The sequence below is a fragment of the Bradyrhizobium sp. B039 genome, from assembly GCF_038965675.1.
Taxonomy (GTDB): domain Bacteria; phylum Pseudomonadota; class Alphaproteobacteria; order Rhizobiales; family Xanthobacteraceae; genus Bradyrhizobium; species Bradyrhizobium diazoefficiens.
The window spans coordinates 6,275,434-6,290,135 of record NZ_CP152416.1 but is presented as its reverse complement, the minus strand read 5'-3'; the positions used below and the strand labels follow the sequence as shown (position 1 = coordinate 6,290,135).

The 14,702-nt window shown below is 63.3% G+C and carries 12 protein-coding genes and 1 pseudogene; 8 read left to right on the top strand and 5 right to left on the bottom strand.

Going from position 1 to position 14,702, the window contains the following annotated elements; translation table 11 throughout:
* Nucleotides 1-74: 74 nt before the first annotated feature.
* The gene (locus AAFG50_RS29920) at nt 75-812 is read right to left on the bottom strand and encodes a GntR family transcriptional regulator (RefSeq protein ID WP_028173156.1); all 738 of its coding nucleotides are present in this window, start codon (nt 810-812) and stop codon (nt 75-77) included.
* A gap of 82 nt (nt 813-894) precedes the next feature.
* Here AAFG50_RS29920 and AAFG50_RS29915 point away from each other — a divergent pair, with 82 nt between their 5' ends.
* From AAFG50_RS29915 to AAFG50_RS29900, 4 genes and pseudogenes are all read left to right on the top strand, one after another.
* On the top strand, nt 895-2,148 hold the full coding sequence (locus tag AAFG50_RS29915) for an alanine--glyoxylate aminotransferase family protein (protein WP_074076743.1): 1,254 nt from the start codon (nt 895-897) through the stop codon (nt 2,146-2,148).
* Between the two features lie 55 nt (nt 2,149-2,203).
* A pseudogene (locus AAFG50_RS29910) lies at nt 2,204-3,486 on the top strand (MFS transporter).
* 116 nt (nt 3,487-3,602) lie between these two features.
* Nucleotides 3,603-4,802: an aminotransferase class V-fold PLP-dependent enzyme gene (locus tag AAFG50_RS29905; RefSeq protein WP_028173158.1), complete on the top strand. Its 1,200-nt coding sequence runs from the start codon at nt 3,603-3,605 to the stop codon at nt 4,800-4,802.
* A 41-nt stretch (nt 4,803-4,843) separates the two neighbouring features.
* On the top strand, nt 4,844-5,641 hold the full coding sequence (locus AAFG50_RS29900) for an enoyl-CoA hydratase/isomerase family protein (RefSeq protein WP_342714022.1): 798 nt from the start codon (nt 4,844-4,846) through the stop codon (nt 5,639-5,641).
* An 87-nt stretch (nt 5,642-5,728) separates the two neighbouring features.
* Here the strand turns inward: AAFG50_RS29900 and AAFG50_RS29895 are convergent, their stop codons facing one another.
* Nucleotides 5,729-6,103 (bottom strand): hypothetical protein, encoded by a 375-nt coding sequence (locus tag AAFG50_RS29895; RefSeq protein WP_049832463.1) that lies wholly within the window; start codon nt 6,101-6,103, stop codon nt 5,729-5,731.
* Between the two features lie 1,327 nt (nt 6,104-7,430).
* Here AAFG50_RS29895 and AAFG50_RS29890 point away from each other — a divergent pair.
* From AAFG50_RS29890 to AAFG50_RS29875, 4 genes are all read left to right on the top strand, one after another.
* On the top strand, nt 7,431-8,405 hold the full coding sequence (locus tag AAFG50_RS29890; protein ID WP_028173160.1) for a tripartite tricarboxylate transporter substrate-binding protein: 975 nt from the start codon (nt 7,431-7,433) through the stop codon (nt 8,403-8,405).
* Nucleotides 8,406-8,629: 224 nt separating this feature from the next.
* Nucleotides 8,630-9,172 carry a tripartite tricarboxylate transporter TctB family protein gene (locus AAFG50_RS29885; protein WP_028173161.1) on the top strand — a complete coding sequence of 181 codons (543 nt, stop codon included), beginning with the start codon at nt 8,630-8,632 and terminating at the stop codon, nt 9,170-9,172.
* A gap of 12 nt (nt 9,173-9,184) precedes the next feature.
* Nucleotides 9,185-10,702, top strand: a complete 1,518-nt coding sequence (locus tag AAFG50_RS29880) for a tripartite tricarboxylate transporter permease (protein WP_028173162.1) — start codon at nt 9,185-9,187, stop codon at nt 10,700-10,702.
* Between the two features lie 228 nt (nt 10,703-10,930).
* Nucleotides 10,931-11,698: an outer membrane beta-barrel protein gene (locus AAFG50_RS29875; RefSeq protein ID WP_231166545.1), complete on the top strand. Its 768-nt coding sequence runs from the start codon at nt 10,931-10,933 to the stop codon at nt 11,696-11,698.
* 94 nt (nt 11,699-11,792) lie between these two features.
* Here AAFG50_RS29875 and AAFG50_RS29870 read toward each other — a convergent pair whose 3' ends face one another.
* From AAFG50_RS29870 to AAFG50_RS29860, 3 genes are all read right to left on the bottom strand, one after another.
* Nucleotides 11,793-12,986 (bottom strand): CoA transferase, encoded by a 1,194-nt coding sequence (locus AAFG50_RS29870; protein ID WP_028173164.1) that lies wholly within the window; start codon nt 12,984-12,986, stop codon nt 11,793-11,795.
* 265 nt (nt 12,987-13,251) lie between these two features.
* The gene (locus tag AAFG50_RS29865) at nt 13,252-13,494 is read right to left on the bottom strand and encodes a hypothetical protein (RefSeq protein ID WP_131234206.1); all 243 of its coding nucleotides are present in this window, start codon (nt 13,492-13,494) and stop codon (nt 13,252-13,254) included.
* 21 nt (nt 13,495-13,515) lie between these two features.
* Complete coding sequence (locus AAFG50_RS29860; RefSeq protein WP_049832482.1) at nt 13,516-14,700, bottom strand: glycosyltransferase family 4 protein; 1,185 nt, start codon at nt 14,698-14,700, stop codon at nt 13,516-13,518.
* Between the last annotated feature and the right edge of the window lie 2 nt (nt 14,701-14,702).

The window sequence follows — 14,702 nt, the reverse complement described above, 5'->3', positions numbered from 1 at the left end:
CAGCCTTGCTGAGTTATTCATTATTATTCATGACCGATTATATTATGAATTCAAAATGAGCAAGCCGGCCGCCGTCAGGGCGAGGCCGGCGCGTCCTCTTGGGGCTCGGTCAGGTGCTCGATCGCGGCCGTCCGCTTGTTGCGCAGGTGCTGGAACAGGATGTCGCTGAGCTCACTGCCGGCGCGGCGGCGCAGCGCGTCGAGGATGGCCTCGTGCTCGCGCATGGCTTCCGCCCAGCGCTGCCGCTTGCGGGCGAAATTGGCGGAGTAGCGGACGCGGCGGATCCTTCCTGCGAAGTTGGCGTAGGCCGTCTTCAGCGTCTCGTTGCGCGCGGCCGCGACAATGCTCTCGTGAATGCGCTGGTTGGTCTGGAAATAGCCGTGCATGTCGCGGTGCAGATAGCGGCCGTACATCTCGTAATGCAGCTGCTCGATCGCGGTGATTTCCTCGTCCGTAATGGCCTCGCAGGCGAGGCGCCCGGCAAGGCTTTCCAGCCCTGCCATCACGTCGAACAGCTCCTCGAGGTCGCGCTGGCTGAGCTGGCGCACCCGCGCGCCGCGGTTCGGCAGCAGCTCGATCAGGCCTTCGGCGGCGAGCACTTTGAGCGCCTCGCGCAAGGGTGTGCGGGAAATGCCGAGCATCTCGCAGAGCTGGCGCTCGGGAACGCGCGCGCCGTCGGGAATGTTGCCTTCCACCACGTAGTCGCGCAGCCGCAGCAGGATCTCGTCGTGGAGCGAGGCCTCCTGGCGGTCGCCGCCGTTTCCGGCGGGCGGGGTGATCGGAACCCCGGTGTCGGGAATCGTGGATCTCATTTGCAGCACAGTAGTTTGCCCGTTTGGTCACGTCGACGTCCACAATAGAATACCAAATTTCGATTGAAATGACAAAAAATGAATGCAAAATAGTCGCCAGAGCCGGCCAGAACCCGCCGACAGGGAGGTTTTCATGCACCAGGGACGCCATTTCCTTCAGATTCCGGGCCCGAGCCCGGTCCCCGAGCGCGTCCTGCGCGCCATGGACATGCCGGTCATCGACCACCGGAGCGCCGAATTCGGCGAGCTCGGCCGCACCGTGCTCGAGGGCAGCCAGAAGATTTTCCAGACCGTGGGGCCGGTGGTGATCTTCCCCTCGTCGGGGACCGGCGCCTGGGAGGCCGCGATCGTCAACACGCTGTCGCCGGGCGACCGGGTGCTGATGGTCGAGACCGGCCATTTCGCCACCCTGTGGCGCCAGATGGCGGGCCGCTTCGGCATCGAGGTCGACTTCGTTCCCGGCGACTGGCGCCGTGGCGCCGATCCCGCCGTGATCGAGGCCAGGCTCACCGAGGACAAGGCGCGCGCGATCAAGGCCGTCATGGTCGTGCACAACGAGACCTCGACCGGCGCGACCAGCCGCATCGCCGAGATCCGCGCCGCGATCGATCGCACGGGCCATCCCGCGCTGCTGATGGTGGACACCATTTCCTCGCTCGGCTCGGTCGACTACCGCCACGACGAATGGAAGGTCGACGTCAGCGTCAGCTGCTCGCAGAAGGGTTTCATGCTGCCGCCCGGCCTCGGCTTCAACGCGATCTCTGAGAAGGCGCGCGCAGCTTCGAAGACCAACAAGATGCCGCGCTCCTATTTCGACTGGGAGGAGATGCTGAAGCCGAACGCAAAAGGCTTCTTCCCCTATACGCCGGCGACCAACCTGCTCTACGGCCTGCGCGAGGCAATCGCGATGCTGCTCGAAGAGGGGCTCGACAACGTCTTCGCCAGGCATCAGCGGCTTGCGGCGGCCACGCGCGCCGCCGTCAATCATTGGGGCCTCGAGGTGCTGTGCCAGGAGCCTTCAGAGTTCTCGCCGGTGCTCACGGCCGTGCTGATGCCGCCGGGACATGACGCCGACCAGTTCCGCCAGATCGTGCTCGACAACTACAACATGTCGCTCGGCTCGGGCCTGTCGAAGGTCGCCGGAAAAGTCTTCCGCATCGGTCATCTCGGCGAATGCAACGCGCTGACGCTGCTCGGCGCGCTCACCGGCGTGGAGATGGGCCTGTCGGTTGCGGGCGTGCCACATCGCTCCGGCGGCGTCGATGTCGCGATGAAGCTTTTGGAGCAGCGCCCGCAGGGCAATGCGTCGCCGCATCTGAAGGTGGTCGGCACTTAAGTCGCGCGGGACACGCGGGCAGCAATCATAACAACAGCAATTCGGGAGGGGTGAGATGGGAGTTCGGTTCAAGGCCACGCATGTTGTCTTGGCGATGCTCTGCGCGATGTATTTCATCACCTATGTCGATCGGGTGAACATCGGCACGGCGGCGGGCGAGATCCAGAAGGAGCGGGGCCTGTCGAACACCCAGCTCGGCCTCGTCTTCTCGGCCTTCGCCTATCCTTATCTCCTGTTCCAGGTGATCGGCGGCTGGGTCGGTGATCATTTCGGCCCGCGCAAGACGCTGTTCTGGTGCGGCATGATCTGGGCGGCCGCGACCATCATGACCGGCTTCGTCAACGGTCTCGCCGCGCTGTTCGTCGCGCGCTTCGCGCTCGGCTTCGGCGAGGGCGCGACGTTCCCGACCGCGACGCGCGCGATGCAATACTGGACGCCGGCCAACCGCCGTGGCTTCGCGCAAGGCCTGACCCATTCCTTCGCCCGGCTCGGCAATGCCGTGACGCCGCCCGTGGTGGCGCTGCTGATCCTCTGGCTGACCTGGCGCGGCGCCTTCGTCGTGCTCGGCTTCGTCAGCCTCATCTGGGGCGTGATCTGGGTCTGGTACTTCCGCAACGAGCCGAAAGAACATGCCTCGATCACCGAAGCCGAGCTCGCCGCGTTGCCGCCGCGCCCGACCGGCGAGCGGCCGCGCGTGCCGTGGGGCCCGCTGCTCGGCCGGATGTGGCCGGTGACGCTGACCTATTTCTGCTACGGCTGGTGCCTGTGGCTTTATCTCAACTGGCTGCCGCTGTTCTTCAGAACAACTACAGTCTCGACATCAAGAATTCGGCGCTGTTCGCCTCCGGCGTGTTCTTCGCCGGCGTGGTCGGCGACAGCGTGGGCGGCGTGCTGTCGGACAAGATCCTCGACCGCACCGGCAACGTCCGCCTGGCGCGGCTGAGCGTCACCGTTGCGGGATTTACGGGGGCGCTGCTCTCGTTGTTTCCGATCCTGTTCGTCCACGACATTACCATCGTCGCGCTGTGCCTGTCGGCCGGCTTCTTCTGCGCCGAGCTCGTGATCGGCCCGATGTGGTCGATCCCGATGGACATCGCCCCGAAATATTCCGGGACCGCCTCGGGAATCATGAACACCGGCTCGGCCTTCGCGGCCATCGTCTCCCCGCTGGTCGCGGGTTTCGTGATCGACGTGACCGGCAACTGGTACCTGCCGTTCCTGATGTCGATGGGGCTGCTGCTGCTCGGCGGCTTTTCCGCCTTCCTGATGCATCCGGAGCGTCCGTTCGCGGAGGTCGAGGGCAGGCTGCCGTCCGGAAAGGTGGTGGCCGCGGAATAGGGGCGGCGGAGGTCCGCCGCCTGTGCATGGGAGGAGCCTTAAGGAGAGGGGACAAGCCGGTCAAATGGTGCTATTCGGCGGCCATCAAAATCAAGGCAAGACCGGGAAGGACGCCGATGACCGTGCATACTGGAAGGCATTTCCTACAGATTCCAGGACCGACCAACGTGCCCGACCGCGTGCTGCGGGCGATGGACATGCCGACGCTGGACCATCGCGGTCCGGAGTTCGCCGAGCTCGGCTTCGGCGTGCTTGCCGCGATGCAGCGCGTGTTCCGCACCAAGCAGCCCGTGATCATCTTCCCCTCGTCCGGCACCGGCGCCTGGGAAGCGGCGATGGTCAACGTGTTTTCGCCCGGCGACAAGGTCCTGATGTGCGAGACCGGCCAGTTCGCCGTGCTGTGGCGCGGCATCGCCGACAAGTTCAAGCTCGACGTCGACTTCATCCCGAGCGACTGGCGCCATGGTGCCGATCTCGCCGAGATCGAGCAGCGCCTTGCCGCCGACAAGCAGCACACGATCAAGGCGGTCTGCGTCGTGCACAACGAGACCTCGACCGGCTGCGTGACGCCGCCGCTGGAGGTGCGCAAGCTGCTCGATCGCGTCAAGCATCCGGCGCTGCTGATGGTCGACACCATCTCCGGCCTCGGCTCGATGGAATACGAGCACGACGCCTGGGGTATCGACGTCTCGGTCGCAGGCTCACAGAAGGGTCTGATGCTGCCGCCCGGCCTCGGCTTCAACGCCGTCTCGGAGAAGGCGCTCGCTGTCGCCAAGGCCAACCCGGGCATGCGCTCCTATTGGGACTGGCAGGAGGTCATCAGCTTCAACAAGCTCGGCACCTTCCCCTATACGCCCGCGACCAATCTGCTCTACGGCCTGCGCGAAGCGGTCAAGATGCTGGAAGAGGAAGGGCTGGAGAACGTCTGGACCCGCCACAAGCGCCACAGCGCGGCGACCCGCGCCGCGGTCAAGGTCTGGGGCCTGGAGACGCAATGCGCCGATCCTGCCGCGCATTCCCCTGCGCTGACCGGCGTGCGCGTGCCGGATGGACACGACGCCGACGCCTTCCGCAAGGTGGTGCTGGAAAACTTCGACATGTCGCTCGGCACCGGCCTGAACAAGGTCAAGGGCAAGGTGTTCCGCATCGGCCATATCGGCCATTTCAACGATCTGATGCTGATGGGCACGCTCGCCGGCGTCGAGATGGGCCTGGATCTTGCAAAGATTCCGCACCGGAGCGGCGGCGTGCTGGCGGCCATGGACGTCCTGAAGGGACGCGATGTGGTGCCGATGGCCAAGGCCCAAGTAGCTTAAAGGCGCAGGTGGCCTGAACTAACCCAGAAAGTGAGCGCGCGATGAACGCACCGACGACGACCAACGAAGACCTGCTCTACTCCGTCCAGGACGGCATCGCGCGGATCACCTTCAACCGCCCCCAGGCGCGCAACGCAATGACCTTTGCCATGTATGACCGCATGGCGGAGATCTGCCTGGAGATCAGCGCCGACCGCTCGATCAAGGCGCTGATCCTGACCGGCGCCGGCGACAAGGCGTTCGCCTCCGGCACCGACATTTCTCAGTTTCGTGCGTTCCAGACCGCGCAGGATGCACTCGATTACGAGGCCCGCATCGACCGCGTGCTCGGCACGCTCGAGCAGTGCCGGGTGCCCGTGATCGCGGCGATCGCCGGCGCCTGCACCGGCGGCGGTGCCGGCATTGCGGCCTGCTGCGACCTCCGCATCGGGACTGAGACGACGCGAATGGGCTTTCCGATCGCGCGTACGCTCGGCAACTGCCTGTCGATGTCCAACATCAGCCGCGTCGTCGCGCTGGTGGGACCCGCCCGCACCAAGGATCTGATCTTCAAGGCGCGGCTGGTCGAGGCGCCGGAAGCGCTCGCCCTCGGCCTGCTCAACGAGGTCGTGCCCGACGTCGAGACGCTTCAGCGTCGCGCCGACGAGACCGCAAAGCTCGTCGCGAGCCACGCGCCGCTGACGCTCGAGGCGACCAAGGAGGCGGTCCGCCGCATCCGCCGCACGCTGTCGCGCGAGGAAGGCGAGGATCTGATCCTCAAGGCCTATATGAGCGAAGATTTCCGCGAAGGCATGGACGCCTTCCTCAACAAGCGGACGCCGGTCTGGAAGGGTAAGTAAAAACCAGATTGATACTGCAACTATCGAAGCCCGCTGTTCCCGTCCGGGAGTTCCTGGGCGGATTGGCGTTCAGGCCCTTTACTGCGCCTATTTCTCACGAACTTTTTGATAACCCGTAGCTTTATCAATGAGGCGTATCGTACCAGAGCCTTGGAGATGCTCTGAGATAATTCGTACGCGGTCAGCGATGTAGCGCTGGGTGGCGTTTAGGACTCCGGCGCGTTGGGCGCGCGCAAAGACATCACAGACCTCCGGAAGCAAGTTCGCTGAGTAGCCGAGCGCCTTAGCGCCTTGCTTAGTGCGGAATTCAATCTGCTTAGCGATCACAGCAAAGTCTTCGCCGATGAAGGGTTCTAGGTTCTGCAATGTCAAAAGAGAAGGCAGTTTGACGCCGCCCCGGTGATGCTGACGTCCTTTGGAGAGGCGACCTAGGCCCATCATGAAGCCACTGTACGTGATCACTCGCTGCCCATCGTTCAGTCAGAACGGCAGCCTCAATCTCGTGTCTCCAAATCGAATGTCGCCTTCATGCGTCGCCTGCGGCAAATGTCTCGCCCAACGGGCTTTAACGGCCTTGCGAGCAATCTCCCTCCGCTCGTCATCTGATAGCGCAGCTGCTCTTGCCATGCCGCCAGCGGCACGGGCGGGCACTCCCCACTGCACTCTCCACCGCGTTTTCCTCCGCTCGGGGTTGCGATCCGAGCTAACACTCTCCCTTGCACCCATATTTCAGGAGTGTGGTTGGGCCAGACAATCGCAAGCACGAAATTGCACAGACGTATACAAGCTGATGCGGGGAGCTGTTCGGCTGTAGGACGTTTCGGGGCACGGAACCAAAATTGGCCTTACGAAGCGGAGCTGACGGACAGCAACGTTACTCCTCGGGCCGCGCCGGCTCTTCTAATGCGACCTTAACTCGTGCGGGTGAAGAGCAGTGCCAAACTGCTGTACAGAAAGCTTTCAATATCACGTCCTTGCACCCAATTTGTGGAACCGGCGGATACGTTGCCGTGAGAGCTTGCGCAACCCGTAGCGCTTGGTAGACATCCCGCTCCTCATAGAGCTTCGGACCAAAAAGGCCTCCCAGCAATCCGCCCCAAAAGCTATGCTTGTGAGACCGTATTAGGACTCCCTTTTTACCAACAGAGATCCAACAGGCGTCTCCGCTGTCTAAGACAATTGTCGCGTCGTGGCCAAATCTCTCGTTAATGTAGAGAAGCTGCGGCATATTTCTACCAACTATTGTCTTCGACAAATCCGTTTGAACCGACACTTCGGGGGGTAACCGATCTGCGATAAGGCTGTCGGCGAACCGCGGTGCTGCCGAGTCCAGCGCGGGGCGCGGGTATCGCATCGTTCTTTCTTTCGTCAAGCCGTCGTCTTGAATTCGATCGAACGGGCGGCATAGGCTCCGATACTTGTCATCATTTATTCGCAACTGGGCCTTAATCCTTCGCACGCGCGCCCATAGCGACCGTCTCCCTAGCCCCTCCGGACGTCGACACTCCGTGGATCAGGGGGGCGGTCGCAGGTCTTGCTCAGACCTCATCAACATCTGAGTTTCTGTTGCCGGCACAACGACACTCATGGACCGCGCGCTTGCTGCTCAATGTAGTAATTGACTTATTCTACTCAATTTTTGAATAAGTTGTTCTCATCCCAAAGTCATAAGCAATGTTGCGCCGCGTGGCTTGAATCCAGCCGAATTCGCCAGCACAATGGGCGCTGAATTCATCTTTGAATTTCCAATCCGAACAAGAAATTAGGGAAGACGCACGTGGGACATGGAATGAAGGCCACGATCGTGCTGGCGGCCGCGCTTTGTGGCACGCCGGCTTTTGCCGGCTGGGAACCGACCAAACCGGTCGAGATCGTGGTGGCGGCCGGTGCGGGCGGTGCTTCCGATCAGATGGCGCGAATGATGCAGGCCGCGATCCAGAAGAACAATCTGATGAAGCAGCCGATGGTCGTCTCGCTCAAGGGCGGCGCCTCGGGCGCGGAAGCGCTGATGTACATGAAGTCCAGCGAGGGCGACCCCAACAAGGTGCTGATCGCCTATTCGCTGATCTACATGCTGCCGCTGTCGGCGAAGATCCCGTTCAACTGGCGTGAGCTGACCCCGGTTTCGGTGATCGCGCTCGACCAGTTCGTGCTGTGGGACAACAGCGCCGGTCCCAAGACGGTGAAGGAATTCGTCGAGGCCGCGAAGGCGGCGAGCTCGCCGTTCAAGATGGGCGGCACCGGCTCCAAGCGCGAGGATCACGTGCTGACCGTGTTCCTGGAGCAGAAGACCGGCGCGAAATTCTCCTATCTGCCCTACAAGTCCGGCGGCGAGGCCGCGACCCAGCTCGTTGGCAACCATACCGAGGCCAACGTCAACAACCCCAGCGAAAACCTCGAAGTCTGGCGCGCCGGCCAGGTGCGTCCGCTCTGCGTGTTCGACAAGGAGCGCATCTCCTACACCAGCAAGGTGACGGACACGCAGTCCTGGGCCGACATCCCGACCTGCAAGGAGGAGGGCGTCGACGTCCAGTATCTGATGCTGCGCGCGATGTTCCTGCCCGGCAAGGTCACGGCCGAGCAGCAGGCCTTCTATGTCGAGCTGTTCCACAAGGTGACGCAGACCGCCGAGTACAAGGACTACATGGAGAAACAGGCGTTGAAGCCGATCTTCCTCACCGGCAACGACATGGTGCAATTCCTCGAGGAGGACGATGCCATCAACAAGGCGCTGATGACGGAAGCCGGATTCGTCGCGAAGTAGCCGTCTCTCTTTTCCCTCTCCCCGTTCTTACGGGGGAGGGCAGGGGTGAGGGCGGTCTCGGCCAGTCCAGCTTTCCCCGTCCCTGCCGAGAGTCCCCCTCACCCGGCGCTTCGCCATAGCCGAGGCTTTGCTTCGGCGTCCTAGAAAACGGCCGCGGATGCGACCTCTGCCTCTCCCCGCAAGCGGGGGCGAGGTGACATCATTCCGGCTTTGCAAAGCAGCACATGTCCCAAACCGATATAGAAATCGTCGTCGACGATCCGACCGCGCCTGAAGAGGACTCGCCCTCCATCGTCAGCTCAGGCACGATCGAAATCCTTGTCTGCCTCCTGCTGCTCGCGCTGGCCATCACGCTCGGCTACGACAATTGGCGCACCGGGGCTTCCTGGGACGCAACCGGGCCCGAGCCCGGCTATTTCCCGTTCTATCTCTCCGTCATCCTCGGCGGCGGCAGCCTCTACGGCCTGATCGCGGCGCTCGTCGCGCGCCGCGCGGCGTCCGGAAGCTTCGTCACGCGCGCGCAGGCCCGCCGCGTGATGGCGGTGTTCGTGCCGACGCTGCTGTTCTGTCTGGTGACGCAGTTCCTCGGCCTCTATGTCGCGAGCTTCTTGCTGATTGCGGCCTTCATGCGCCTCGTCGGCAAGATCGCGCTGTGGAAGTCGCTGCTCACCGCCTTCCTGTTCACGGCGATCATGTTCGTCACCTTCGACATCGCCTTCGACGTCATCATGCCGAAGGGGCCGCTCGAAGCGGCCTTCGGCCACTAGGACGGACCCGCGATGGAAGCTCTCGGTCTCCTGCTTCACGGCTTCGCCGTCCTGCTGACGTGGAAGACGCTCGTGCTGATGATGGTCGGGCTGGTGCTCGGCATCTTCGTCGGCGTGCTGCCGGGCCTCGGCGGCCCCAACGGCGTTGCGATCCTGTTGCCGCTGACCTTCACGATGGACCCGACCTCCGCCATCGTGATGCTGTCCTGTATCTACTGGGGCGCGCTGTTCGGCGGCGCGATCACCTCGATCCTGTTCAACATCCCGGGCGAGGCCTGGTCGGTCGCGACCACCTTCGACGGCTATCCGATGGCGCAGCAGGGCAGGGCGGCGGAGGCGCTGACCGCGGCGTTCACGTCCTCCTTCATCGGCTCGCTGGTCGCAGTGCTCCTGATCACCTTCCTCGCGCCGATGATCTCGTCCTTTGCGTTGAAGTTCGGCCCGCCCGAGTTCTTCGCGGTGTATCTGCTCACCTTCTGCTCCTTCGTTGGCCTGGGGCGCGAGGCCAAGCACAAGACGGTCATCTCGATGTCGCTGGGGCTGCTGCTCGCCGGCATCGGTATGGACACGGTGTCGGGCAATCTGCGCATGACTTTCGGCTCGGCCGAGCTCTTGCGCGGTATCAACTTCCTCGTCGCCGTCATCGGCCTGTTCGGAATCAGCGAGATCCTGCTGACGATGGAGGAGCGGCTGGCACTGCGCGGCCACGCGGCAAGCATCTCGCTGCGCGTCGTGCTCGGTGTCTGGAAGGACCTGCCGAAATACTGGGTGACGTTGCTGCGCTCCTCCTTCATCGGCTGCTGGCTCGGCATCACCCCGGGCGGGGCGATCGCGGCCTCCTTCATGGGCTACAATCTCGCCAAGCGCTTTTCCAAGGATCCGGAGAGTTTTGGCAAGGGTCGCATCGAGGGCGTGTTTGCGCCGGAAACGGCGGCGCACGCCTCCGGCACCGCGGCGCTGCTGCCGATGCTGGCGCTCGGCATTCCCGGCTCCGGCACAGCCGCGATCCTGCTCGGCGGGTTGATGGTATGGGGGCTCAATCCGGGGCCGCTGCTGTTCGTCGAGCACAAGGATTTCGTCTGGGGCTTGATCGCTTCGATGTATCTCGGCAACGTCGTCGGCCTCGTGCTGGTGCTAACGACGGTGCCGATCTTCGCATCGATCCTGCGCGTGCCCTTTGCGGCGGTGGCGCCGATGATCGTGGTATCCTGCGCGATCGGCGCCTATGCGATCCAGAACGCGATGTTCGACATCTGGCTGATGCTGGGCTTCGGCGTCGTTGGCTACGTCTTCAAGAAGATCGGAATTCCGCTGGCGCCGTTTACGCTCGCCCTCGTCCTCGGCAACCGTGCCGAGGACGCATTCCGCCTGTCGATGATCGGCTCCGGCGGCGACCTCAGAGTGTTCTGGGCGAACGGGCTGGTCGGGTCGATTACCACGCTGGCGATTCTGCTTCTGTTCTGGCCGCTGATCGATGGCCTGCTGGGCCACTTCGGATGGACGCAACGGGCGAAAACCGCATCACGGTAAATTCGCTCTTAAACTATAAGTAGATCAAAAGCTTAGTTTGTCGATGACGTCGCAGTCCAAGTCCTGGCGCCATCCGATTGTTTCCAAATGTTGCCGCCGCGCGACAGCCGCGCTGGAACCGAAGGCGTATGGTCCCATCCAGATTTTGGTTTTTGTGGCAGGGGCGAAGTTATGAAGCGGATTGTGATGGGAATTGCGGCAGCGGCCTCGCTGGTTGGGACGAACGCGATGGCCGCCGATCTGGCGGCGAGGCCCTATGTGAAGGCGCCGCCGATCGTCGATCCCGGTTATAACTGGACGGGATTTTATGCGGGTTTGAACGGCGGCTATAGCTGGGGCAGGACAACCGCGACGGCTGTGATCGGCGCGCCCTTTCCCGCGGGATCCATCGGCACGGCCAAGCAGAACGTGGATGGCGGCCTCGGCGGCGGCCAAGTTGGCTACAATTGGCAGCTGGACCGGAAATGGGTCGTCGGCGTCGAGGCCGACATTCAAGGCACCGGCGAACGCGGGCGATCGAACGACGTGCTAGGCACGATCCGAATCGGCAGGTTTGGTGTCACGGCGTCCACGGCGACCAGCACCGATTTTCCCTGGTTCGCAACCTTCCGTGGACGAGGCGGCTTCCTCGTTGATCCGAGCTTGCTGCTCTATGCCACCGGCGGTCTGGCGGTCGGCGAGGTCAAGTTCTCGAGCACGCCGACGCTTACGCTTCAGGCGTTCGATGGCAACGACCCCGTCGGCGCGCCCATATCGGCCACCGGCGCGACAGTGTCGGAAAGCCGGACCCGGGTGGGCTGGACGCTCGGCGCAGGCCTGGAAAAGAAGTTCGCACCCAACTGGTCGGCGAAGCTAGAATATCTCTACATCGATCTCGGCACCAAGACCTACTTCGCCGGGACAGGGAATGACATCGACGTCAAATTCCGCGACCATATCCTCCGTGCTGGCTTCAACTACCAGTTCACGGCGGGCCCGGTCGTCGCCAAGTACTGAGCCAAGTACTGATCGGCAGGCAGTTACGGATGGAAAAGCCCCGGTTTTCCGGGGCTTTTTTCATGGTTCGAAGTCCGGGCGCCTCGGCGTTCGCTTACACCACCTTGCGCTGCCTGAGCTCCGCGATCTCCTCCTTACCGAAACCGAACTCGGCCAGCACCTCTTCCGTCTGCTCGCCGAACTCCGGTGGCCGCGCCACCATCTTACTCGGCGTGCGCGACAGCGTCACGGGCTGGCCGACCAGGCGGATGTGGCGGTCCTCGTCGCTCGGCACATCCTGCGCGATGCCGAGATGCCTGACCTGCGCGTCCTCGAACATCTGGTCGATGGCGTAGATCGGCCCGCAGGGCACACCAGCGTCGTTGAACTCCTGGACCCACGTCTCGGTCGACTTCGTCACGGTGCGCTTCTCGATCTCGGCGTTGAGCGCGTCGCGGTTCTTCGAGCGGGCCGGCGCGGTCGCATAGTCCGGATGGCTGTAGAGCTCCGGCGCGCCGATCGCCTGCGCGCAGCGCTCCCAGATCCGCCCGCCGGTGGTGGCGATGTTGATGTAGCCGTCCGAGGTCTTGAACACGCCGGTCGGGATGCTGGTCGGGTGGTTGTTGCCGGCCTGCCTGGCGACCTCTTTCTCCATCAGCCAGCGCGCGGCCTGGAAGTCGAGCATGAAGATCTGGGCCTGGAGCAGCGAGGTCTGCACCCATTGGCCCTTGCCCGAGACCTCGCGTTCGAGCAGCGCGGTCAGGATGCCCATGGCGCAGAACAGGCCAGCGGTGAGGTCGGCGACGGGAATGCCGACCCGCATCGGGCCTTCACCCGGCGCGCCGGTGATCGACATCAGCCCGCCCATGCCCTGCGCGATCTGATCGAAGCCTGGCCGCTTGTGATAGGGGCCGTCCTGGCCGAAGCCGGAAATGCTGCCATAGACGATGCGCGGGTTGATCGCGGTGAGGCTGTCATAGTCGATGCCGAGCTTCTTCTTCACGTCGGGACGGAAATTCTCGACCACGACATCGGCCTTGGCGGCGAGCCGCTTGAACACGATGAGCCCGCGCTCGTCCTTCAGGTTCAGCGTCATCGCCCGCTTGTTGCGGTGCAAATTCTGGAAGTCGGAGCCCCGCCGCGGTCCGCCCGGCTGCTCGCCGCCGGCATCCTCGGTCAGCGCATCGATCTTGATCACGTTGGCGCCCCAGTCTGCGAGCTGCCGCACGCAGGTGGGCCCGGACCGGACACGGGTCAGATCGAGCACGGTAAAGCGCGACAGGGCTTGTGAAGCATGCGGGACGGGCATCTGGAAAAGCTCCAAGAGGATGATTTCGGATCGACAATAGAGCTGGAGAGTTATCCAGCAAGCCTGCTCAATGCAGACCACGGTTCTTGAATTCAATGAGTTGGCCAGCTGATGTCTTTTGAAGCCTCGCTTTCATGCTGGCGCCATAGATTCTGTTGTAGAGCCGGAATAGCTTAGTGACAGAAGGCAGGGGATCGTGGAATGGAGCGGCAAAGTAGGCGCGTTCACCAGCTCGTCTGGGGAGCGACGCGCTCCGGAACGGACATTATCGCAAGGTACGCGGTTCCCCTGTTCTCGTCGCGATTTCGATTCGACGCGGGTTGATGCCGAACCGCATTGTAACTAGTTCGCCGACTTCGCCGCGCCGCGTGGCGGTCAGTCGCAGGGGTATGTGAATGGTCGGACGGCTGGGATTGATCCGATTGGCCGCGCTGTGGATCATCCCTGCCTTGGGTGCAGGGGCGACGATGGCGGCGACCTCGTCCCGAATCGAGGTAAGCACGTTCATGGCTGTTTGCTGCGCGGCACTTCAACGTGCGGGTGGAGAGAAGGCCGCCGACAGCGCGGCGCGCTTTTCGTTACTGAGCTTGTTGTAGAGCTCGACGATGGATCGGCCGATGATGTGCGCCGAGAGCTTGTCCTCGACCAGTTTCCGCGCGGCAGCGCCAAAGCGTGCGCGCAACTCCCGCGACTGCGCAAGCGTCAGGATAGCGCTGGCGAGCGCCGGCGGATCTTCGATTGGGACCAATAGCCCGGTCTGATTGGCGATGCAGATCTCGCGGCAGCCGGGCGCATCGGTGGCAACCAGCGGCCGGCCACAAGCCGCCGCTTCCATCAGTGCGACCGGCAGGCCCTCGCGATGCGAGGGCAGCACTGCGATATGCGCCGTGCGCCACAGCGTGGCGATATTGTCGACATAGCCGAGCCGGGCAACGCCGGGACGCCTGATCCAGGATTCGACCTCGTCGGGCGACACGGACGCCGGATTCGCCGGATCCGGATCGCCCCTGATAATCAGATTGATATTGTGCCCCTGAGTCCGCAAGATATCATGGGCCGCGACCAGCGCGCGGATGCCCTTGTCGACCAGGAGTCGTCCGACAAAGCCGATGGTGATCGGGCCATCAGGCTCGGGCAGCGGCTGCAGCCTGTCAGCATCGACGCCGGAGCCCGGGATCAGCGTGATCCGCTCGGGCCTCGCGCCAAGTGCCAGCAGTGCGTCGCGGTCATCAGGATTTTCCACCAGAATGTTGCTGTGCCTGCGGTTGAGTAGCCACGGCAAAAGCAAGACCATGCCCTGTTTCAACAGGCGCGCTAGAAGACTCGGCGAGGTGAAGATGTAGCCGAGCCCGGTGATGGCATTCACGATCGGAAAATCGCGGTCGAGTGCGGCAAGCGAGCCCAACACGCAGCATTGCAGAGCGGAGTGATGCACGACCGCAGGATCGATCGCGTTCTCGATCTTGCGGATCGCAAGCACCGCACGCATGGCCGCAAGCGGCGACAGGCCGCCGCGCTTGAAGGGAATCGGGTGGAGCACAAAGCCTTCCGCCTCGATCGCGGCCCGGCCTTCGTTCACATTGCTCGCGACATGGACCTCGAAACCAGCGTCGCGGGCGGCGCGCGCCATCGGTAGGCGGCTGAGCAGGAAGGCCCAATCCTCGATCACGACATAGAGGAGGCGCGACGGTCGATTGATCGCGCCTGAGGTCATCG